The following is a 22,259-nucleotide window of genomic DNA, read 5'->3' on the forward strand; positions in this document are numbered from 1 at the left end:
AAATGACGCTTATAGCGTCATTAACTTTCTATACTTCTAAAACAACTTTTAATCTTTCTATACATTCTAAGAATATACCTTTATCTATAGCTTTTGCCCATGTTCCATCTGCAAATCTTTCTGTTCTTAAATAATAAGTTAAGATAGTACCTATTTTTTTCTCATCTAATTCAGATATTTTTTCTAAATCTATCTTTTCCATGTTTGTTCCATAAGAATAATCTATCATATCAGTTCTAGCAAACTCATCTAAAAAGTTTAACACTTCAACATCATAATCATAATATCTAATTATTCTAGATCCTTCAATTGGTGTTTTTAATTCATAGAATTTATTTTCTCTTTCATTAAAGTAATCTAAATATCTCAATAATTTCTTTTTATTTCCCATAATTCTCTCCCTCATTTTAGCGCATAATTTCCCATAATTTTACTATAATAAATCACTTTCTGTCAATATTTTGAAAGTTTTTTTTTATTTTTATGCTCTCTTTTCTATCTTTATTCCACTTTTTTTATTTTTATTCCACTTCCTTTATTTTTATTCCTAAATATGTTAATTTAAAAGAGGTTTTTCTATAATTTAGTAGAATAATAAAAATAAAGGATACATTTCTTCGGGATTTTAAAATATTCAACTACTACTCGTATATTTTAAAACTCTACTATGTATCCTTTTTCTTTTATCTTTTTATTAAGTTTTTACTCATTTTCATTTGTATTATAAATATTATTATAGAACCAATTGCCATAAATATTACACCTACATAGTTATGTGGATATAATATTGATACGTCATGAATTAATATTAATGCTAATATTGGTGATAACACTGGCTTTATAAAGAATATTAATGACGACATTGTTGCACCTAGTTTTTCCATTACTATAAATAATAGTGCAAAAGAAATTCCTGATACAAAAATTGATATGTATAAAAGTAAAATTATATTATGCATGCTAATTCCATGTAATATTGGAATGTTACTAAACATACTTAAATTATGTTCAACCATAAGATTTGAAAATGCTTTTATATGTGATAATCCTATTAATATTAAAAGTTCAAAACTTCCTACTAAAAAAGTAAATGCTGTTACTGTTATAGCATCTAATTTTCTTTTAACAATAGTATATTTGCTCATTATACTGTATAAAGCAAATGTAAATCCTGAAACTAATGCCATTATCATACTTGGTACTGCACTTCCACCTAACTGGAATGGATTTATAACAAATAATAACCCTATAAAGCAAACAACTAATCCACCAATTATTCCTTTAGTTATCTTTTCTTTAAATATAATACTTGCTAAAGCTATAGTAAATATTGGATTGAAACTAAATATTACTGCAATAACAGCTGGATTTGATCCTTTCATAACTACTGCTGCTGTAAATAAAGTCATACTAATGATTATGCAAATAAATCCTGTAATTAGGAAATAAATAAAATCTTTTCCTTGTAGCTTTCTATTATTTTTTCTAAGTTTTCTTATTGATAATGGTAGTAATACTAATCCACCTATTAAGAATCTTATAAAATTCAATTGAATTGAATTAAAAGCTGTGCCTGTACATTTTATAGCTATTTCCATTGTACTAAATAGAAATGTTGATATTAAAATTAAAAATATGTATTTTTTCATTTGTTATTCCTCCCTATATATTTTATGTCTATTAAACTACATTTTATCTCATAAAATATAAAATGTAAGATTCAATAATATGAATCCTACATTTTATATTTTGAGGCTGTATTAAAACAGCCTCAAAATTTTTATTAGTTTCTGTATAATCCTTCGATAGTAGCAACTTCTAAAATGTGCCCTCTCATTGCATTATATAAATCATTTACTAAGAATCCATTTTCTAAATCTAAATCTGTATCTAATGCATATACTCTTAATTCATAAGTGTGTGTGCAGTTTGGAGGAGCCATTCCACCATAGTTTGCAGCTTCTTCTCTTGATAAAGCACCTCCACCAAGTACTGGAGCACCCCAGCTGTTAACACCTTGAACGAAATCAGTAGTATTTTCTGCTTCTCCTTCTTCAACCTTAGTCTTTTTAAGGTTAGCTCCTGCCCAGTGTATCCATGTGAATCCACATACTGGAATAGCATCGTGATCATCTAATATAAATGCGTAGCTTTTAGTTCCTGCTGGTGCATTTTCAATTTCAAAATCAATTGAATGATTTGGCATTCCGTTTACAAATTTTTCTCCGTGTTGACCATGTTTGTCATGGAAGTGTCCTTTTTCGTTAATTGCGTTAGTTTTAATTTTCATCATAATAAATTCCTCCTGTTTTGTACATCTGTACTAAGTTTAGTTTATGTAATTTGTATACTTTTATTTGCTTAATTTTAATTTTAATTTTTATTTTGTTCCCTTGAACAATTCTTATTATATGCCTTTAATACATTTAGGTAAATTACTTACTTTTTTGTGAGTATCCTATTTATAATTTTTTTATAAAATAAAAAAACTTACCTTAGTAAGTTTTCTCCTTAATTCTAAATGATCTAATCTTCTACGTATTCTATTATATCTCCTGGTTGACAATTAAGCTCTTTACATATAGCTTCTAATGTTGAAAATCTAATTGCTTTTGCTTTATTATTTTTTAAAATAGATAAATTTGCATTTGTTATTCCTACATTTTGAGCCAAATCTTGAAGAGATATTTTTCTTTTTGCCATCATAACATCTAAGTTTATTACTATAGCCATTCCACTCTCTCCTATACTCTAAATTGTTAGCTCATTTTCTTCTTTATATTTAACTGCTTGCTTAAATATTTTTGCAAGTATTCCTATAAAACATCCAGCTATTATAAAACAAGCTATCGATATCTTAGTTAAAGCTTTTACATTCCCTATACAAAAAGGATTTTCTAAAACAAGAGTTTTCATCATTCCTTTAAGTAAAAATACAATATATAACTTTAAAATAGCTCTTATTTAAATTTGCTTTTAATTTTTTGAATTTATATAAATAATATCTTTTATTCCCTCCTTATCTAATTGAATAAAAGATAATCTTCCTTGTGACTCCTTATAACTTGAAAACACTCCAGTATCTAAACATATAACTTTCTTTCCAAATTTATTTTCTCTAATCCCTATCTCATTTATTTTTTTAAATATATTTTGCATAGGTGTATGTCCAATAATTATATTAAAGGCCTTTGATCCAAAATCTTCTTTTTTCAATTCTTTATCAAAGGTGTCTATCCATAAGCTCCTATTTATTAATATTTCTTCTTCAACCTCTGTATTTTCCAATCTTTTTAATACTTCTTCCTTACTATCGTTTATATCTATATCAATTCCACCATGAACTAATAAAAAATCATCATTCAAAATTATATAGTAAGGAAGATTTTTTATATATTTATATACTTTTTCAAAATATTCATTTCCCATTTTCTTTATCTTTTCTATTTTTTTCTTTCCTTCAGTATTTATATAATCCCTTATTCTCTCATCCTCTTCTATAGCTAGTTGCAACATGTATTCATGATTCCCTTTAATTAAACTTATATTTTCAGCACTCATTACATAATTTAATACTTTAAAGGAATCTGGTCCTTTATCTAAAATATCTCCTAATATATATAATTTATCATCTTCCTTAAATTTTATTTTTTCCAAACCTTCAATTAGTTCATTAAATCCTCCATGAACATCACTAGTTATAAAAACTCTTTCCATTTCTTTGTCTCCCTTCTGTAAATTTTATCCTTTAAATTTATTTTAATTTAGTTTCTTACTCTAAGTTATTTTTTAAATTTATCCATTATACTAAATTTTTATATTTTCTTCTATTCAAAAAAAGAACCCGTTAAACGAGTTCTTTTATAAATTTCTATTTTAAATTTTCAATTATAAAAATGAATATAATCCGATTGACATAGCTGAACTTAATAAGCTCATAACAAAAATCATAAGAGCTACAAATATTATTATAGCTAAAAAGAATATTACTACTGATAACCCTGAAGTTCCACCATTAGCCTTTGTAACTTCATCTTTATATTCATAATCTTCAAGTTCGGAATTTATAGAATTAATCTTCTTTTTACAATGAGATAAGTATATACAATTACCAAATATCCCTACTATAACTATAATAGCAATTTTTAATAATATACCTATAACAACTGACATTGCGCCTATACCTTCTGCTATAGTATCAGCAACTAAAAATATAGCTAGCCATCCATACATTTTTCTATATGCTAACCAAAATGGTGCAAATAGAAATGCGGCCCAGTTCCAAGATGCAAAATTATCTTTTTCTTTATTTCTTCTAAATATTTTTGCATAGTAATCTAAATTTTTTGCACCTATAAACTTAAATAGATTATCTTCTGTTACAAGGTTCTTTTCTGAAAAAAACACATCTTCTTTTTCTTCAGTATCATTATGTACTTCCACTTCTTCTCCTATTAGAGTTTCTTCTAATATTTCAGTTTCTCTATTATTACCTTCCATAATATCCCTCCTTTTCTTTTTATTTTATCACCTTTTCATTAATAAATTATGTATTTTTCAAATCCTTTCTTTGAATTTTAATATTTTTAATATAATTTATTTTCATTTTATACATATTTAAAGTTAAGCTACTAAATCCCTTTAATAGCTTAACATTTTTTTCAAATTCCCACTTAACTCTTTTATAAGCTCCATATTTTGCTCTAAATTCTTTACTAATACTCCATCATCCGGAACTTTATATCTGTGTGCTAATCTATTTCTAAGTCTTCTTGAACTAGAATAAAACTCTAATATTTCTTTACTTACTACACCACTTTCTTTTATTATTTCCATTCCACCTATTGCTGAAATATCTATTTTAAATTTTCTTAATTCTTTTAAATTAATTGATATATAATCCTCACATAATATATGAAAATCTAAAAAGTAAGCTCTTGCACTATGATATAAAAGTTTTCTCATATCCTCACTTTCACATTGTTTAATTGCATTCACACATTGGCTAAAATCATTTTCCCATTCCCTAAAATCTTCTAATAACTTTAATATTCTATCTTCATTCATTAATTAAATCTCTCTTTCTCTTTTCTATAAAATCACTGTTTTCTCTATAAAAATTCTCTATCATGATACAAAACTGCATATATTTATTTTTTTTATCTACTATAATTATTCCATCATTTATAATGTTTTTAGCTAGCCTTTTATCTGTTTTTTCATTTAATTGTATTAAATCAACAGTTTGATTAAGTGCTTTTTCTAGCTTTTCTTCTAACTCTAGCTCTTCTTCTAGATTTAAATTACTTATCATAAAAATATCATAGTCTGAATTCTCTCTATTATCCCTTCTCGCTCTACTCCCAAAAATCCCCATAGCATCTATATTTGGATTTTCTGCTATTTTTTTTATTTTTGCTAACTCATTCCTCATCATAATTTCATTCTTCCTTTTATCCTTTTATTATTATCTATATTTTAGACAGTTCTTCTTATTTTAATTATAATAAATTTCTCATATGAAAAAAGGATTTTCACTAAATTTTAGTGAAAATCCTTTTTATTATTTATTATAAGTCACATTCACAGAGTTCCTCAAGCATTGTTCTTAGCTGAATCTCTTTTGTTTCACTTGCTAAGGTACTTATGGTATCTCCTGCCATTATAACTGTTTCTCCATTTGGTATTAATATTTCCCCACTTCTTTCAATAGAGATAACTAATACATTTTTACCTAAGTTTATTTCTTTAAGTTTTTTACCTGCTATACTTGAACCCATGCTAACAATATAGGATACTACAACTTCTCCTTTATTTTCCTTAGCATACTCTTCTCGTTTCTCTGTTGATTCCATAGCATGTAATCTCATTTTAAATAGTGATTCATATACTGGTTCACTTCTTAAAAGTTCTGCTACTAAGTATGAAACTCCACAAACTAAAATAATTGGTCCAAATTGAGTAAATGATCCACTCATTTCACAAACAAGCATCATACCTGTAAGTGGTGCTCTAACTATTGAGGAGAACATTCCTGCCATAGCAAATAATATGAAGTTCATTAAGTACATTCTATCAAGTCCTAAGAACTGAATAGATACTTCACCAAATATAACTCCTACTAATGCTCCTAATGTAAGTAATGGGAATAGTATCCCACCTGGTGTTCCAGATGCGAAACTGATCATTGAGAATATGAATTTAGCTATTAATAATATAATTGCAAATCCTAGTAAAACTTTCCCTGTTAATACACTATCTATTAATCCTTCTCCTCCACCTAATACTTGTGGAAGAAATATTCCAAAACCTGCTGCACATACAAAAGGTATTATCATTCTAAATTGTATAGGTAACTTAATCTTACTATAAAGACCCATAGTTCCTACTATACAGAAATTATATAATGCTCCACCTAATCCAACAACTATACCTAAAACTATTAAATATCCATAATATCTAAATGGTAATGTTGGTATTACATGTGCCATTAATATAGGTTGTTTTCCAAAGAAAATCCAAGTAACGGCATCTGATGATACTGATGCTGCTATAGCTGATACAAATAACATTGGAGTAAATTTCTTATGTACTTCTTCAAGAACAAATAAAACTCCTGCAAATGGCGCATTAAATGCTGCTGCAAGACCTGCACCAGCTCCACTTGAGATTAAGAATCTTTTTTCGATTTTTAATTTCTTAGTTACATTACCAAATATATGTCCAATACTTGCCCCTAATTGAATTGAAGGACCTTCAATTCCTAGTGACAATCCACTTCCTATGGCTAAAACCCCACCTACAAATTTATAAATAATGACTTTTCCTGGTGATGGTGCTTTAAAATATCCCGTTAATATTCCTTCGATTTGAGGAATACCACTACCACTAATCATGGATTCATCTTTTACCATTAAACCTACAATGACTCCTACTATGGCTAAAATTATTAAACCTATAATTATAGCAAAAACATGGTCTCCCATAAATTTATAAGCTAAATAAGTGTAGCCAAGTATGTACTTCAGTATTAATCTGTACATCGAAACAAGAAATCCAACACCTATCCCAACAATAATACTTTCAAGAACTACTCTTACCTTAGAGGCATTTATCATTCTTTCGATCTTATTATCCATCTTTATCCTCCTTCTTTTAAGTTTTAAAAGGCTCTTGATTTATAACTTGCTTAAACCAATTTAAAATTCTATATTTTTCGCCTTACTTTCTATTATATATCTCAACAAACTTTTAACTCAAAAGATATATTATTAATTTAATTTTAATTTTTAGTAAATCTTATTGTATTTCTCTTTTTTTTTAGGCTTAACCTATGTATGTATATGTTTACTTGCCTTTTTTATACTATTAATGAAATTTTATGATATTAACTTTATAAATTTTCTTTCTCTTATCTTCAACTTTTTTATCTTTCACTTCATATTATTCATCTTTATTTAATAAATTATTTATTATCTTATACCTTTTTCATTTTATTTATAACTTATTTTTTATTTTACTTCTATCCTTATTTTTCTCTACTTAATTTGCATTTAAATATTATATATGAACCAATTATTATTACTATAACACCAACCCAGAAATTTAAATGTAAGGCTTCTCCTAAAAATATTATTGCTAAAATTGGCCCTATAATTGGTTTTATCATAAATGTAGTTGATGCAATTGTTGCTGAAGTTGATTCTATTGCCTGTTGATAAAAAATATAACCTAAAAATTTCACTAATAATCCCATTATTACTAACAATATAACCATTTCAATATTTGTTATATTATCAATTATTGGTCGTCCTGATATTAATAATCCTACAAATAAAACTATATCTCCAATTACGAAAGAGAAAAAGTTAAGTACCATTCCACCATATTGTTGCACTCTCTTTTTTGATATAACTGTATATAAAGAAAATACTATCGCGGCAAAGAAAGCAAGTCCAATTCCAATTAGGTGACTTCTAGCTGATCTACTATCAATTAAACTTTCTGGATTAATTAATATTAATAACCCAACTATTGATACTATAAGTCCTATTGCTATTTTTTTAGTTATTTTTTCATTTAAAATAAAAAATGATAGTGGAATTGCAAAAATCGCTGTTGTACTAATTATTACTGCAACAGTTGCTGCATTTATATAGCTTAAGGACATTTGTAATGCAGTCATTGATAATGGAACACACAGTATTCCTACAACAGTAAAATATCCAAAATCATTTGCTTTAAATTTTATTTTTCTTTTTTTCATTTCACGACAAGCAGGTGCAATCATTAATATGATGGCTACGAAAAAGGCCCAAAATATAACTTGATAAGGATCTAATTTAAATAATGCCAATTTCTTTCCGGCTATTTCTTGTGTACTATACATAAATGCTGCTAAAATTATACATATATATCCTTTAATAAGTGATTTTCGTTCAATACTATTTTCCATCTCTTTCTCTCCTTGTTGTTAACGTTTACTTTTTGTTTTTTAAATATATCTGGTGGTTATCACCAGATATATTTATTTTTATTATATTAAATGTTGCTCTTTTGCTGCTTTTCTTAATGCTTCTCTAAAATTAGGATGTGCTAGAGATATTAATTTTTCAGCACGCTCACTTGAATCCAATCCTTTTAAGTTTGCAACTCCATATTCAGTAACAACATATTGTACATCTGTTCTTGGTGTAGTTACTGGTCCTGATAATTTAGGTACTATTTTGCTTATAGCTCCATTTTTAGTTGTAGATATAAATGCAATTATTGATTTTCCACCATTAGAAGTACTTGCTCCTCTTACAAAATCTAATTGTCCACCTGTTGCACTAAATTGATGTCCTTTCATCCATTCTGAATTACATTCACCTGTTAAATCCATTTCAATAGTTGAATTTACAGATATAACATTATCGTTTTGTGCAATAATAGCTGGATTATTTACATAATCAACTGGATGACTTTCAATTGCAAGATTTTCATTTATATAATCATAAAACTCCTTATCTCCCATTGCGAAAGTAAATACACTTTTACCTTTATTTAATTGTTTCTTAGAATTATTTATAACTCCAAGTTTCATTAATTTCACTAGTCCTGGTGTTAATAACTCTGTATGAACTCCTAAATCTTTATGATTAATTAATGCAGAACACACAGCATCTGGTAATCCACCAATCCCCATTTGAAGACAAGCTCCATTAGGTACTAATTCTGCAATTTGTTCACCTATTACTCTTTCTTCTTCTGACATAGCCTTAGTTTTTAATTCATCTAACTCCTCTGTATGCTCCACTATAGCATCAACTTGAGATACATGGATTGTTGACTGTCCAAATACCTTTGGCATGTCTTCATTAACTTCAATAATTAATCTTTTTGCATTTAAGGCAGTTGTTCTTCCATAATCATTATTAGTTCCAAAAGTAAAGAATCCATTTCTATCCATAGGTGATACTGTTATCATAAACACATCTGGTTTTATGACTTCATTAAATATTTTTATTGATTGACTAAAGTTATTTGGTATGAATTTAACTACTTTTTTATTTTCTTCATCTGCTTTTTTGATAAGTGCTCTCTCTCCACCTGTCATAAAACATGTATGTGGGTGAACTTCATCCATTAAATCATATTGTAATAAATTATTTATCAATTTATGTTCTGAATGGAAATAATATAAATTCAAATTTTTCAATTTTTTATTTCTTACATTTAATGCTAGAGTTTCTATAAGCTTTGGAGGTTGTGACATAGCCATTCCAAATCCTATTTTACTATTACTTTCCACGTTCTCGATTATAGCCTCTTGTGCTGTTCTAAGTTTTGAATTATATATTTCTTGAAAATCAATCATATCTTTCATGATCTTTACCTTCTTTCCTAATTTTTATTTTCCTAATTATTTTCTTAACAGTTAATTTCTAATAATTACTTTCTTTTGGATCATGTCCTTTTTTGTATACAAGCATTGTTCTATCAAAAATCATAACTTGTTCACCATTTTGATTTAATCCTTTTGTTCTAACTGTTACAATACCTTGTCCTGGTCTGCTTTTAGATTCACGTTTATCTACTACTTCTGACTCTGCATATAAAGTATCGCCTGCAAAGACAGGTTTTGTTGCTTTAACATTATTCCATCCTAAGTTTGCAACTACTTTACCACTTACTGTTTTAACACTCATTCCTGTAATAACTGCTAATGTGAAAGTTGAATCTACAAGTAATTTTTTCCACTCAGTTTTTGATGCATATGCATCATCAAAATGTACTTGTTGTGTATTCATTGATAATAATGTAAACCAAATATTATCTACATCTGTTATTGTTCTTCCTGGTCTATGTTCAAAAACATCTCCAATTTTAAAATCCTCAAAATAAAATCCTGATGTTTCTCTATATCTATTTGCTCCTACTTCTTTGTATGCTCCTGGTAAATTCATAATCTTTTCCTCCTAATATTTAAAAACTTTTCCATTTTATATTTTTAGTTTACTTTTTAGTTCTCTAACTTATATTCTTTAATATTGCTCTTGCTCTCTTAGCAATAGCCTCATCTATCATTTGTCCATCTAGAGTTCCTACACCCGCTTTATTTATCTCTAATACTTTGTTAGCCCACTCTATTTGTTCTTCTGTTATATTGAAAACCTTATTTATCTTTTCTACTTGTGCTGGGTAAATAACTAGCTTTCCTCTAAATCCCATGTTTTTTACTTTTATTGCCTCTTGTTCAACACCTTCTAAATCTTTAACATTAAAATATGGTGTATCAATCATTTGGACTCCATTTCTTGATGCAAAATCAATTATTTTATTTCTAATATAATTTAAGTTATCCCAATCATTTACTATATTTAACTCATCTGACAGATCAGCTGAACCAAATAATGCATAAGGTACTTCTTCTTTTTCTAGTTCTAATAGCATATCAATACTTTTCATTGTTTCTATCATTGGTATTGCTACCGTTTTTTTATTTTCATTTTTAAATGCACCTGTTACATTTTTTAAAATCTCTGCCGAATTGCATTTAGGAATAACAATAAAATCTGGTTCCATTTTTGACTCTATTAATGCTTTCAAATCATTTATTCCATCTTTAGTATCTAAACTATTTACTCTTACTGCTATTTTTTGAGTCAAATTTTTTGATTCTAAGTATCTTACAACATTTTCTCTCGCTGTATTTTTATTTTCCTGTGATACTGAATCTTCTAAGTCTAAGATAGTTACATCTGCTTTATTCTTTTCTCCTGAACCAAAGTATTTCTCTTTTGTACCTGGAGTAAACATCCATGTTCCTAACATATCTTTCCCTCCTTTTTTATCTTATACCTTTTATATAAGCATTTTCTGTGCCAACTTCTACAAGCCCACTTAAATGGTCATTTTTATTTTTTTATTAAAAAAAAAGACACAAAAAGTGTCTTTTTTAGAACTTTTGGTGTCTTTTTTGAATTTAACTACGTTTTTTTCGCATATAGCTTGATTTACTTATATTTAATTTTTCTAAAATCTCTTCCATACTATAATTTTCATTTATATAGTAATTTATAACCTTCTTCTCAATTTCTCCTACAATTTCTTTTAAATCCTTATTTAAATTTATATTTGCTTTTAGAGTTCCATCCGTTGCCCTCTTATTCATATCAACTAAAAGCTTATTTAAATTTGAATTATATAAATTAGGTGCTTTTGTCATAAGATATGCTCTCTTAACAATACTATCTAATTCTCTTATATTTCCTTTCCACTCATGAGTACTTGGAATATCATCTATAATCTTTAATACAGATTCTTCTACTTCTTCTTTATCTGGATATTCCTTTATTAACTTTTTAGCTATTATTCTTATGTCTTCTTTTCTCTCTCTAAGTGGCAATAAATTTATATAAAATACGTTTAACCTATAATATAAATCTTCTCTGAAATTTCCCTTTTCAACTTCATCTGCTAAATTTCTATTTGTTGCACATATTATTCTTATATCTATTGGAATAACATTTTCTCCACCTACACGTCTAACTTCTTTTTCTTGTATTACTCTTAATAAACTTGATTGCAGGTGCTTCGATATTTCTCCAATTTCATCTAAAAATATTGTTCCTTTATGAGCTAATTCAAATAATCCTGGTTTTCCTTCTTTTCTAGCTCCAGTAAATGCTCCCCCTTCATATCCAAAAAGCTCACTCTCTAATAAATTTTCAGATATTGCAGCACAGTTTACTGCTACAAAAGGCTCATTTTTTCTTCTGCTTTCATTATGAATACTTTGAGCAAATAATTCTTTCCCTGTTCCTGATTCACCATTTATTAAAATAGTTTCATCAGTTTTAGAATATAATTTTGCTAATATCTTTATATCTTGCATAATTTGATTACTTACTTCAATATCATCAAAATTATATCTTGCCATAAGTCCTTTTTCATGAAGATTCTCTCTAATTTTCTTTTCAATCTTTTGAATATTTGAACTTTTTTCAAATGTACTAACTCCCCCTATATTTCTTTGTTCAAGCATTATTGGAATTCTACTAGTGGCTATTATTTCTCCATTAATTTCTTGTAACATTCCGATCTCTGCTTTACCACTTACATTTATTTCATGCATTTTCGTATTCGGTATTGTATCTACAATATTTTTTCCTAATACTCTATCTCTTTTCTTTTTCATTATCTTCTCAGCACTTGGATTATATAAAGTTATTATATCTTTTTCATCTGTTACTATTATCCCTTGATTTATGGAGTTTAATATAGCATTTAATCTAGCATTTTTTTCTTTTTCTATTCTTCTTACTTTAGCAATGTTAATAGCATTGGTAACTGCATTTGCTATAGACTCTTTACTTGATTGTAATAAAACACTATTCATTCCTAATCTTTCTGCATTTAGAGGAGTCATTCCCCCACCAATTACTGTGTTAATTCCTAGCTTAGCTATACTTTCAACATCATTGGCTACTTCTAATGTACTTTCATATTTCACTCTTTTTAATTCTACATCTAAAATTCTTTCAATCTCTTTTACATCATACTTATCTTCATTATAAGATAAAAAACCTATCTTCTTTTCTCCATAACTTTTAGCATTATCGATTGCTTTTATTAAATCAAAGTTTGTTATAGCTACATTAACAACTGGAATACTACTGTTCTCTTGAATTCTTCTAACCGTTGCTCCTCTACTTAAAAAAACATCTGTATCCTTTTCATTTTCTTTTATATAATTTTTTATTTCATCTATTTTGTTAATAGTTTTTACTTTTAATCGAACACCCTCAAATGAAACTTCATCAAAAAAACTTTCCATTTCTTTATATGTAGATATTACCGTTATCCTTATTTGTTCTTTCATCAGCTTACTCCTTTCTGTAATCCTTTCCTTTATAAAATACTATATATTAATCTATAAAAAAATAAAACCTTTTAACTCCAAAGTTAAAAGGTTTATTAAAATGTTTTACTTTTTATTTCATTAATTTACATATATCATTTGCAAACTCTGTAGGATCATCTATACTTAACCCTTCCATAAGTAATGCTTGATTATAAAGAAGATTTACATAAAGATTAAACTTTTCTTTATCACCTTCATAAGATGCTTTTAAAGAATTAAATACTTCATGATTTGGATTAACTTCTAATATTTTTTCAGATTTTACGCCTTCATTATTAGGCATTGTATTTAATATCTTTTCCATCTCTATTGAAACTTCACCTTCTGTTGAAAGGCATACAGGATACTTCTTAAGTTTTGAAGATGCCTTAACTTCTTTTACTTTTCCTGATAGTGCCTCTTTAATTCCTGTAAATAAATCTTTATTTTCTTCATTTGCTTTAGTTTCTTCTTCTTTATTTTCTATTCCTAAATCACCTGAAGAAACTGATTTAAATTCTTTTTCATCAAAGTTTTGAAGAACTTTAATAGCAAATTCATCTATATCTTCTGTAAAGTATAATACTTCATAGCCATTATCTAATACCATTTCAGTTTGTGGCATTTTTTCTATTCTTTCATTTGATTCACCTGATGCATAGTAAATGTATTTTTGGTCTTCTTTCATTCTTTCAACATACTCTTTTAGAGTAACCATTTTCTTTTCTGTTGAAGAATAAAACATTACTAAATTCTTTAAGTCATCTTTATGTGCTCCAAATTCATCATATATTCCATATTTTAAAACTCTTCCAAATGATTTATAGAATTTTTCATATGACTCTCTATCATTTTTAAGCATAGCTTCTAGTTCATTTTTAATTTTATTTTTTATATTTTTAGCTATTCTTTTTAATTGTCTATCATGTTGAAGAAGTTCTCTTGAAATATTTAATGAAAGATCTTGTGAATCAACTATTCCTTTTACAAATCCAAAGTAATCTGGAAGTAATTCTTCACATTTTTCCATTATTAAAACACCATTTGAATATAGTTCTAAACCTTTTTTATACTCTTTTGTATAGTAATCATATGGAGTGCTTTCTGGAATAAATAAGATTGAATTATAGCTAATCATTCCATCAACACTTATATGAATATGTTTTAAAGGCTTATCAAATCCAAATCTTTTCTCAAAGTAGAAATTATTATAATCTTCATCAGTAAGTTCACTTTTGTTTTTTCTCCAAATAGGAACCATACTATTTATAGTTTCTTCTATATATTCATCATACTGGTCTTCTGAATCTTCTTTTAATTTAGATTTTTTTGCATCTATTTTAATTGGATATCTTATAAAATCTGAATACTTTTTAACTAAGCTTCTTAATTTATATTCATTCAAATACTCATCAAAGTTTTCATCCTCTGTATTTTCTTTTAAATGAAGAATTATATCTGTTCCATAGCTTTCCTTTTCAGCATTTGAAATAGTATATCCTTCAACACCATCAGATTCCCACATAAAAGCCTTGTCCTGACCAAATCCTTTAGTTAGAACTTTAACATGGTCTGCAACTAAAAATGCTGAATAGAATCCAACACCAAATTGTCCTATAATATCATATCCATCTTTTAATTCATTTTCATTTTTAAATTGTAAAGAACCACTCTTTGCAATTACTCCAAGGTTTTCTTCAAGTTCCTCTTCAGTCATACCTATACCAGTATCTTTAATAGTAAGAGTTCTATCCTCCATGTTTGGTATAAGCTTAATAAAGTAATCTTCCTTATTAAAACTTAAAGTATTATCACTTAAAGTTTTGTAATAAATTTTATCAATTGCATCACTAGCATTTGATATTAACTCCCTTAAAAATATTTCTCTATTTGTGTAAATAGAGTTAATAACAATATCTAATAGTCTTTTTGATTCTGCTCTAAATTGTTTCTTTTCCAATTTAAACATCTCCTTTCAACATTTCCCTTTGTTAGCACTCTAATCATTAGAGTGCTAATCCCATATTTCTGTTATATCACACTAGATTTTTTTTGTCAATAATCTCCTAATTAAAGAAAAAAATCTACAGCAAGCTGTAGATTTTTTCTGACAATATAAATATTTATAATTAAGGATTCTGCAAATGCATTCCTTATTAACAGTATCTGTATACCAATTTAATTAATATACTCTAATGGATTTATTATATATACTATATTATCATTTATTCTAAAATTTCAAAAGGACATTTGTCCGTTTTTCTATTTATTTTTTATTTATTTTCTTTAGTATATACTTTTTATTTTTCTTTAACTATATTTTTATATCCTAAAAATGTTACTAAAAAATATCCAAAATATATAAATGCAATTACCCCCATAGTTATTATTGAAGTTTGGAGTATACTTGATTTCCCAAAGTTTGATATCAACTCATTTGCAACATATATTCCAATTGAAGCATGCACTAATCCTAATATTAATGGTAATGCAAAATAGCTTAATGTTTGTATAAAAATACTTTTATTAATTTGCTTATTACTTGCTCCAATTTTTCTTAATGCTACATATCTATCATAACTATCACTTGCTTCTGAAAGTTGTTGAAGTGCTAATACTGCTGCACTTGCTACTAAGAATATAGCTCCTATATAAAGTCCAATGTATAACATCATTGTTGTCATTTGACCTTGACTTTGTATCATACTTTCTTTTGTTGATAATAATGCGAACATATCACTATTATTTGAATTTCCTATACTTTTATATTCTTTATTATTAAAGAACTTTTGCATATAAGCTTCTGAATTAGTTGCATTATTTTTATCATAGTTTATATTTGCATATTGATAATCAATTTTTGCATTGCTTAAAACAGAATTATTTACAATTACTGTAAGGAAGTTAGTTGCGCCTTGTGACGTTGCTAAATTATCAGAAACTGCTTTATTATCTTTTGTTGTATATTCTTTATCACCTATTTTTATTTTTCCATTTTCATTAAAGAAATTGTCTAATGTTTTTGTCATATATTGAGTATCTGATGTTAATAATACTTGATCTGCTCCTAAAGTAATAGGATTTTTTCCTGATAAACTTAATAACTTATTATAATCAGTTATACTCATAAAATCTATTTTTGAAGGTTGCCCATTATATGACTTCCATAAGTATGATGATTTTAAAGTAGAATCTGCATATTTTGAAAATTCTGATTGATAAGTTACATTATCAATAGTTTTTGTTGTTGTATATTCCACTTTACTTCCTTGTGGCAATTCAAATCCTGCATCTTTTAATCCTTGTTCTAATGATACTCCTGATTCACTTGCAGAAATAGTTGCACTATATGGTGTGAATTGATCTATATTTTGCATTTTAAATCCAACTGAAACCGCAATTAAACTTATAGTAATAAATAACATTAAACTTATTACTGCCATAGATATAAAATTTGTATTTATTTTGCTATTCATTTGTCTTACTGTAAATACATTTAATTTTTTATAATATATACCTTTAATTTTACTTATAATTAATATTACAAATCCTGTTAATCCATAGAAGAATAATATTGTTCCAACTACTCCAAATAAAATTGAAAGTTTAAATCTAACATCCTGTACATTTAACCCTGTTTCCAATATAAACTTATATGCTACTCCAATTATAATTAATGAAGCTACAAAAATTCCACCTGCTACTATTGGATTTTTCACTTTCATTTTTTCATTTTTCTTATGTGCTGTAAGTAAATCTATAAGTTTATATTTTGAAACTATAATAACATTAAATATCATTACTAATATAAATATGATTCCAAAATAAATTATAGATTTTATCATTGCATCTAATGAAAATATAACTGAAAAACTCTTATCGCTTATATTAAATAACTTAACTGTTAAAAGTGCTAAAAATTGTGAAAGTACTATTCCACTTAAAATACCACAAACAAGTGATGCTATTCCAATTATTATTTCTTCTACAACTAGCATTTTAGAAATTTTACCTTTTTGCATACCTAGACTCATATAAAGTCCCAGTTCTTTTTTTCTTCTTTTTATTAAGAAGTTATTTGCATAAATAATAAGACATCCTAATACTACTGATACAAATACTGATATGTATCCAATAACTTGCCCCATCATTTCGATTATTTCTTTATCTCCATTTGCTGAAAGTAATTTTCCTTGTGCTCCAATAGAGTTAAATGCATAGAATATACATACTGCAAAACTTAATGTTAAGAAGTATATTGCATAATTCTTCATACTCTTCTTTACATTTTTAAAGGCTAGTTTAAAGTTCATTTGCTGTTTCACCTCCAAGAAGAGTTACAACTTCAATTATCTTATTGAAAAAATCTTTTCTTGACCCTTCTCCTTTGTTTACTTCTGTAAATATCTTTCCATCTTTTATAAAAATAACTCTACTTGAATAACTTGCTGTAAATGGATCATGAGTTACCATAAGTATTGTACTTTTTAATTCTTCATTTATCTCTTCAAAGCTTTCAAGTAAAAGTCTAGCTGACTTTGAATCTAATGCTCCTGTTGGTTCATCTGCTAGCACAAGTGCTGGGTTTTTAACTATTGCTCTAGCACATGCAACTCTCTGCTTTTGCCCTCCTGAAACTTCATATGGATATTTATTTAATATCTCATATATTCCTAATCTTTTTGCTGTTTCGTCTATTTTCGAATCTATATTGGTTGCTTTTTCACCCTTTATAGTAAGTGCTAATGCAATGTTTTCTCTCATAGTTAATGTATCTAAAAGATTATAATCTTGGAATATAAATCCTAACTTTTCCCCTCTAAACTTTTCTAGTTTTTTACCTTTTAATCTAGTTATATCTTCATTTTCTAAAATTATTTTCCCTGTAGTTATAGTATCAATTGTTGATATACAATTTAATAATGTAGTTTTCCCTGAACCTGATGCTCCCATTATAGAAACAAATTCTCCCTCTTCAACTTCAAAATTAATCCCCTTTAATGCTTTAGTTACATTCTTTTTATTTCCATAGTATTTTTCAACATCTCTTACATTTAGTATTGTACTCATTTTTTTCCTTACTCCTTTTTCTCATCTTATGTACTTATTCTAATTTATTTTCTTTAAATCTAGTATCGATTTAACTTTCATCTATCTTACATTTTTGAAAGATTCGCATATTAAAATAGAGATGCTTTTATACATCTCTTATTTGCTATTTTACTTATTTTCTTTTGCATTTATTTTCTTTAATATAAATCTTGAACTTATTAATGCTATTATAAGTAATACTATTGGTATTATAAATGCTGGTGAAAAAGGTTTATCAAAGTTATTACCTAAAAAACTATAACATAATGTTTCTGGTGCTACACCTAAAAGTGATGCTGCTATAAACTTTTTAAAACTTACATTTGATAACCCACAAGCATAACTTACTGGATCTAATGGAATTATTGGAATCATTCTTAAGGAAAATAAAATTATAAATTCCTTATTTTTAAAGTTCTCTTGGAACTTACTCATTTTCTTACCTAAAATTCCTTCTATAAAATCTTGCCCTAAAAGTCTTGCCATGTAAAATCCAACTGAACATGAAAGAAAATTTCCTACCATTGTTACACAAAATCCCTCAATAGGTCCAAATATAAGTCCATTTGCAATAGCTATAACACTACTTGGTATTATTACAAATATAGGTTTAATTAAAAATATTACTAATGTTATTATAATTGCGTAAAATTTTGTGTTTGCAGATTCTGCAAAATTTATAATTGTGCTAACCTTTAGATTCATTATAAAATGTCTATTCTTTATTAAAATTGTGAAAGCTATTCCTAAAATAAGTATTAATATCCCAAATTTAATCAGATTAATTCCCTTTATTTTTTTCATATGTACACTTCCTACCTTACTTTATTTAATTTATAAAGCAACTGTATCCCCTATCATAACTATTTTATTTTTCCCTAAGCTATTTAAATTTAAGTTCACTCTAAATCAAATTCAAATTTAAATATAATTTCCCATTATAAACATAATATACTATACCGTGTTTTTTTTCAAAATTCATCTAATATTTCTTATTAAAAATTATTTTTATAATATTATTATTCTCAATAATCTGCTATATTATTATTCTCATATAAATTTATTATTTATATCACTACCTTTAATACCCTTTAGGCTTAAAATCAATGTTATATTGTCTTTCATTATTAATGCAATTTATTATATCTATTTAGTACTAATTACCTTCAATAAAAAGTAAATTTAAAAATTCTATTTTTTTATATACAAAAAAGACCACTCTGGAAAACAGACTCTATAAATCCGCTCACCAAATTGGTCTTCTATGTATTAACCTTTGCTTTTATTATATGCAATAATTTCTTCTTTATTCCTGATTTTTTTATTTCTGAACCTCCCACGACTAAAGTCGCAGGGTTCTTGGTCAATAACACTAATGTGCTAAGTATCACCAAGCTAACCCCGTAGTTCCTACGGTTCTTATATATTATTTACTATTTAATAATCTAATTCCTTCATTGTAAATATTTATAGCAGAATTTAAATCTCTATCCAATTCACTATTACAATGACTGCACTTCCAAAGTCTAATATTTTCTAATTTCTTGCCACCATTTGTTCCACATACGCTACAAGTTTGAGTTGAAGGATAGTATCTATCTATAATCGATAGAACTTTTCCATACCATGTAGTTTTGTATGTTAGTTGTCTCCTAAATTCATACCAAGAAACATCACTAACTCTTTTATTTCTAATAGTATTATCTGTTTCTTTCATATCTGAAACTTTTAAATCCTCAATAGATATAATGTCATAGTTTTTAACTATTTTTGTTGTTAGTTTATTCAGAAAATCTTTACGCTTATTAGAAATATACTTTTGTAGTTTTGCTAATTTAAGTCTTGCCTTATTCCAATTTGAACTACCCTTTGTTTTTCGAGATAATTCTCTTTGTAATTTAGCAAGCTTCTCTTCTAAATTTTCATAAAAAGATTTATTTTCAATTTTTATTCCATCAGAAAATATAGCAAAATCTATAAGCCCTAAATCTATTCCAACATTTTTATTAGTTTTTGGAAATTCTATTAATTCAACATCTGTACAACATAGTGAGCAATAATATCTCCCATCTGGGTCTTGTGATATAGTTGCATTAAGTATTCTGCCCCTTGGAATCTGCTTATCTCTTATCTTTACGAATCCAAGTTTCGGAAGTCTTATATGCTTTTCTTCATATCTAATATTGTTATTTGTACAATTCGTTCTATATGATTTTTGATTATTTCTCTTAGATTTAAATTTTGGGAATCCTGCTCCTTCTTTAAAAAACTTTTTATAAGAATTATCTAAATCCTTTAAAGCTTTTTGTAAAGAATCTTTATCAGGTTCTCTAAGCCAAACATGCTCTTTTTTTAATGAAGTCAATTTTTTACTCATGGCATTATATCCAAAATTTGTTTTATCTTCATCATATTTTTTAATTCTTAAATCTAAAAAATAATTATATATAAATCTTGTACATCCAAATGTTTTATGAATTAATTCTTCTTGCTTTTTATTTGGATAAATTCTATACTTATATGCTTTTTCCACTATATCACCACACTATTTAATACTCTTATTAATAGTATCTCATGGTTACATTGAATTTATCCCTAATAAATAATATATAAAAACCGTAGTTTTTAGTCCTATTAGAGGTTGTCGTTCATATAAAATCGCTACATTTTATACAGTTCTCTTATGAACTTCTTATACTTTCATATAAGCACAGACTATATCTTCACCCTCACCATTATATGCTAGGGGCTACCTACTTCCATCACCAACCGCTTGTGATGTACTTCCCTCAAGAGGAATAGTCGTTGAACTTTACTCTATTCGAGTCTTAGCTGCTGATTGCCCATTATTAAGTTACTTAGGTTTTAACCTTATAACATCTAACTAATTTTTTCTGATTTCTCGACATTCACGTTTAGTTTTATTTCAAACTTACATTGTAGTTTAGTTAGCTTTAGGGGTTTCCAGCAATTCAAGTAGTATTGGATAGGTTTTTCGCCTACCTCTATATATAGATTTCTCTATATACTGACTCTTTGCCTACAAACTCATTACTCTATTTAACTGAAGTAACGAGTTTGCGTAGGTAGTTAATCAAAAAGGCCTCCACCATTTCCTGTTTTAACTCCCTTTGATGGACCTCCACCTAAAGATTTTTGAGCTTTAGAAGAATTTTTAGTATTCTTACCTTTATTCTTCTTCTCTTCTATAAGCTTTTTCATCATCTCTAGATTCTTATTCACTGTACTCACCTTTTATTCTTCCTGAACCAGCACTTTGACTACCATATCTACTTGGTATTATTCTTTTTTGTTTTTCTTTAGATTTTCTTTGTTTTTCCTCTAATATTTTTTTCATCATTTCTAAATTTTTATTACTCATTTTTTCTCCTTTTATAAAACTACAATAAATATAGTTTTATTATATATTATAATTTTTTGTCTATTTCATCTATATAAAAATTTAATAGCTCTATTTGTTTTAAAAGCTTTTCTTTGTGCTCAATAAGTATTTCATTTGTAGTTTTTTGATCATCACTTAAAAATTTAGTAATATTCTCTTTAACTTCTGATAAAGGCATTCCTATTCTTCTTAAACATTTTACTAGATTAATTAATTCTATATCTTCTTCAGTAAAATATCTAATATTATTTTCATTTCTTTTGAACTTAGGTAATACTCCTATAGTTTCATAATATCTTATTGTGCTTGATGTAACCTCTGTTATTTGTGCCACTTTCTTCATTGAATAATTCATAAAAAAAACTCCTTGACTTAAAG

At 26.8% G+C, this 22,259-nt stretch carries 24 protein-coding genes; all 24 read right to left on the bottom strand.

All coding sequences use genetic code 11. From position 1 onward, the window contains the following. Nucleotides 1-28: 28 nt before the first annotated feature. Nucleotides 29-391, bottom strand: coding sequence for a DUF6508 domain-containing protein (locus Q0W06_RS12525; RefSeq protein WP_297636031.1), 363 nt, complete (start codon nt 389-391; stop codon nt 29-31). 292 nt (nt 392-683) lie between these two features. Beyond that, nucleotides 684-1,649, bottom strand: coding sequence for a DMT family transporter (locus Q0W06_RS12530; protein ID WP_297636034.1), 966 nt, complete (start codon nt 1,647-1,649; stop codon nt 684-686). 134 nt (nt 1,650-1,783) lie between these two features. After that, entirely contained in the window at nt 1,784-2,293 is a 510-nt protein-coding gene (locus Q0W06_RS12535; RefSeq protein WP_366516782.1) for a YbhB/YbcL family Raf kinase inhibitor-like protein, read from the bottom strand. A gap of 233 nt (nt 2,294-2,526) precedes the next feature. Next, entirely contained in the window at nt 2,527-2,733 is a 207-nt protein-coding gene (locus tag Q0W06_RS12540; protein ID WP_297636037.1) for a helix-turn-helix transcriptional regulator, read from the bottom strand. An 18-nt stretch (nt 2,734-2,751) separates the two neighbouring features. Then, nucleotides 2,752-2,964: a DUF2975 domain-containing protein gene (locus Q0W06_RS12545; protein WP_366516783.1), complete on the bottom strand. Its 213-nt coding sequence runs from the start codon at nt 2,962-2,964 to the stop codon at nt 2,752-2,754. Nucleotides 2,965-2,976: 12 nt separating this feature from the next. Then, nucleotides 2,977-3,717 (bottom strand): metallophosphoesterase family protein, encoded by a 741-nt coding sequence (locus Q0W06_RS12550; protein WP_297636044.1) that lies wholly within the window; start codon nt 3,715-3,717, stop codon nt 2,977-2,979. A gap of 171 nt (nt 3,718-3,888) precedes the next feature. Further along, nucleotides 3,889-4,500 carry a DUF2628 domain-containing protein gene (locus tag Q0W06_RS12555; protein WP_297636047.1) on the bottom strand — a complete coding sequence of 204 codons (612 nt, stop codon included), beginning with the start codon at nt 4,498-4,500 and terminating at the stop codon, nt 3,889-3,891. A 141-nt stretch (nt 4,501-4,641) separates the two neighbouring features. Further along, nucleotides 4,642-5,067, bottom strand: a complete 426-nt coding sequence (locus Q0W06_RS12560) for a HepT-like ribonuclease domain-containing protein (RefSeq protein ID WP_297636050.1) — start codon at nt 5,065-5,067, stop codon at nt 4,642-4,644. Then, complete coding sequence (locus Q0W06_RS12565; RefSeq protein WP_297636053.1) at nt 5,060-5,437, bottom strand: nucleotidyltransferase domain-containing protein; 378 nt, start codon at nt 5,435-5,437, stop codon at nt 5,060-5,062. The genes Q0W06_RS12560 and Q0W06_RS12565 overlap by 8 nt, the downstream gene beginning before the upstream one ends. 133 nt (nt 5,438-5,570) lie before the next feature. Further along, on the bottom strand, nt 5,571-7,139 hold the full coding sequence (locus Q0W06_RS12570; protein ID WP_297636056.1) for a ClC family H(+)/Cl(-) exchange transporter: 1,569 nt from the start codon (nt 7,137-7,139) through the stop codon (nt 5,571-5,573). Between the two features lie 389 nt (nt 7,140-7,528). Further along, a complete protein-coding gene (locus Q0W06_RS12575; protein ID WP_297636059.1) occupies nt 7,529-8,455 on the bottom strand; it encodes a DMT family transporter in 927 nt (308 codons plus the stop codon). An 81-nt stretch (nt 8,456-8,536) separates the two neighbouring features. Further along, on the bottom strand, nt 8,537-9,868 hold the full coding sequence (locus tag Q0W06_RS12580; protein ID WP_297636062.1) for an acetyl-CoA hydrolase/transferase C-terminal domain-containing protein: 1,332 nt from the start codon (nt 9,866-9,868) through the stop codon (nt 8,537-8,539). 58 nt (nt 9,869-9,926) lie between these two features. Beyond that, entirely contained in the window at nt 9,927-10,448 is a 522-nt protein-coding gene (locus Q0W06_RS12585; protein WP_297636065.1) for a MaoC/PaaZ C-terminal domain-containing protein, read from the bottom strand. Nucleotides 10,449-10,512: 64 nt separating this feature from the next. After that, nucleotides 10,513-11,316, bottom strand: coding sequence for a CoA ester lyase (locus Q0W06_RS12590; RefSeq protein WP_297636068.1), 804 nt, complete (start codon nt 11,314-11,316; stop codon nt 10,513-10,515). A gap of 151 nt (nt 11,317-11,467) precedes the next feature. Next, the gene (locus Q0W06_RS12595) at nt 11,468-13,366 is read right to left on the bottom strand and encodes a sigma 54-interacting transcriptional regulator (protein WP_297636071.1); all 1,899 of its coding nucleotides are present in this window, start codon (nt 13,364-13,366) and stop codon (nt 11,468-11,470) included. A 112-nt stretch (nt 13,367-13,478) separates the two neighbouring features. Then, the gene (gene htpG, locus Q0W06_RS12600) at nt 13,479-15,347 is read right to left on the bottom strand and encodes a molecular chaperone HtpG (protein WP_297636074.1); all 1,869 of its coding nucleotides are present in this window, start codon (nt 15,345-15,347) and stop codon (nt 13,479-13,481) included. Nucleotides 15,348-15,687: 340 nt separating this feature from the next. Beyond that, nucleotides 15,688-17,700: an ABC transporter permease gene (locus tag Q0W06_RS12605; protein ID WP_297636077.1), complete on the bottom strand. Its 2,013-nt coding sequence runs from the start codon at nt 17,698-17,700 to the stop codon at nt 15,688-15,690. After that, nucleotides 17,690-18,457 carry an ABC transporter ATP-binding protein gene (locus Q0W06_RS12610; RefSeq protein ID WP_297636080.1) on the bottom strand — a complete coding sequence of 256 codons (768 nt, stop codon included), beginning with the start codon at nt 18,455-18,457 and terminating at the stop codon, nt 17,690-17,692. Before Q0W06_RS12610 ends, Q0W06_RS12605 begins: the two co-directional genes overlap by 11 nt. 150 nt (nt 18,458-18,607) lie before the next feature. Further along, nucleotides 18,608-19,282, bottom strand: coding sequence for a TVP38/TMEM64 family protein (locus Q0W06_RS12615; RefSeq protein WP_297636083.1), 675 nt, complete (start codon nt 19,280-19,282; stop codon nt 18,608-18,610). A 458-nt stretch (nt 19,283-19,740) separates the two neighbouring features. Continuing rightward, nucleotides 19,741-19,869 (bottom strand): hypothetical protein, encoded by a 129-nt coding sequence (locus Q0W06_RS12620; RefSeq protein ID WP_297636086.1) that lies wholly within the window; start codon nt 19,867-19,869, stop codon nt 19,741-19,743. A gap of 35 nt (nt 19,870-19,904) precedes the next feature. Then, nucleotides 19,905-21,011, bottom strand: a complete 1,107-nt coding sequence (gene tnpB / locus Q0W06_RS12625; RefSeq protein WP_297636089.1) for an IS200/IS605 family element RNA-guided endonuclease TnpB — start codon at nt 21,009-21,011, stop codon at nt 19,905-19,907. A 557-nt stretch (nt 21,012-21,568) separates the two neighbouring features. Further along, on the bottom strand, nt 21,569-21,730 hold the full coding sequence (locus tag Q0W06_RS12630; RefSeq protein ID WP_297636151.1) for a hypothetical protein: 162 nt from the start codon (nt 21,728-21,730) through the stop codon (nt 21,569-21,571). Next, on the bottom strand, nt 21,714-21,860 hold the full coding sequence (locus Q0W06_RS12635; RefSeq protein ID WP_297636091.1) for a hypothetical protein: 147 nt from the start codon (nt 21,858-21,860) through the stop codon (nt 21,714-21,716). The genes Q0W06_RS12630 and Q0W06_RS12635 overlap by 17 nt, the downstream gene beginning before the upstream one ends. A gap of 46 nt (nt 21,861-21,906) precedes the next feature. Then, the gene (locus Q0W06_RS12640) at nt 21,907-22,236 is read right to left on the bottom strand and encodes a MerR family transcriptional regulator (RefSeq protein WP_297636094.1); all 330 of its coding nucleotides are present in this window, start codon (nt 22,234-22,236) and stop codon (nt 21,907-21,909) included. Nucleotides 22,237-22,259 lie beyond the last annotated feature (23 nt).

The sequence above is a fragment of the uncultured Clostridium sp. genome (assembly GCF_947072515.1).
Taxonomy (GTDB): domain Bacteria; phylum Bacillota; class Clostridia; order Clostridiales; family Clostridiaceae; genus Clostridium.

Coding starts and splice junctions, on each gene's coding strand:
- Q0W06_RS12540 (WP_297636037.1), bottom strand. CDS start 2,733: ATGGCTATAGTAATAAACTTAGATGTTATGATGGCAAAAAGAAAAATA.
- Q0W06_RS12585 (WP_297636065.1), bottom strand. CDS start 10,448: ATGAATTTACCAGGAGCATACAAAGAAGTAGGAGCAAATAGATATAGA.
- Q0W06_RS12575 (WP_297636059.1), bottom strand. CDS start 8,455: ATGGAAAATAGTATTGAACGAAAATCACTTATTAAAGGATATATATGT.
- Q0W06_RS12640 (WP_297636094.1), bottom strand. CDS start 22,236: ATGAATTATTCAATGAAGAAAGTGGCACAAATAACAGAGGTTACATCA.
- Q0W06_RS12565 (WP_297636053.1), bottom strand. CDS start 5,437: ATGATGAGGAATGAGTTAGCAAAAATAAAAAAAATAGCAGAAAATCCA.
- Q0W06_RS12595 (WP_297636071.1), bottom strand. CDS start 13,366: ATGAAAGAACAAATAAGGATAACGGTAATATCTACATATAAAGAAATG.
- Q0W06_RS12555 (WP_297636047.1), bottom strand. CDS start 4,500: ATGGAAGGTAATAATAGAGAAACTGAAATATTAGAAGAAACTCTAATA.
- Q0W06_RS12535 (WP_366516782.1), bottom strand. CDS start 2,293: ATGATGAAAATTAAAACTAACGCAATTAACGAAAAAGGACACTTCCAT.
- Q0W06_RS12580 (WP_297636062.1), bottom strand. CDS start 9,868: ATGAAAGATATGATTGATTTTCAAGAAATATATAATTCAAAACTTAGA.
- Q0W06_RS12615 (WP_297636083.1), bottom strand. CDS start 19,282: ATGAAAAAAATAAAGGGAATTAATCTGATTAAATTTGGGATATTAATA.
- Q0W06_RS12560 (WP_297636050.1), bottom strand. CDS start 5,067: ATGAATGAAGATAGAATATTAAAGTTATTAGAAGATTTTAGGGAATGG.
- Q0W06_RS12525 (WP_297636031.1), bottom strand. CDS start 391: ATGGGAAATAAAAAGAAATTATTGAGATATTTAGATTACTTTAATGAA.
- Q0W06_RS12605 (WP_297636077.1), bottom strand. CDS start 17,700: ATGAACTTTAAACTAGCCTTTAAAAATGTAAAGAAGAGTATGAAGAAT.
- Q0W06_RS12530 (WP_297636034.1), bottom strand. CDS start 1,649: ATGAAAAAATACATATTTTTAATTTTAATATCAACATTTCTATTTAGT.
- Q0W06_RS12635 (WP_297636091.1), bottom strand. CDS start 21,860: ATGAGTAATAAAAATTTAGAAATGATGAAAAAAATATTAGAGGAAAAA.
- Q0W06_RS12570 (WP_297636056.1), bottom strand. CDS start 7,139: ATGGATAATAAGATCGAAAGAATGATAAATGCCTCTAAGGTAAGAGTA.
- Q0W06_RS12610 (WP_297636080.1), bottom strand. CDS start 18,457: ATGAGTACAATACTAAATGTAAGAGATGTTGAAAAATACTATGGAAAT.
- Q0W06_RS12590 (WP_297636068.1), bottom strand. CDS start 11,316: ATGTTAGGAACATGGATGTTTACTCCAGGTACAAAAGAGAAATACTTT.
- Q0W06_RS12550 (WP_297636044.1), bottom strand. CDS start 3,717: ATGGAAAGAGTTTTTATAACTAGTGATGTTCATGGAGGATTTAATGAA.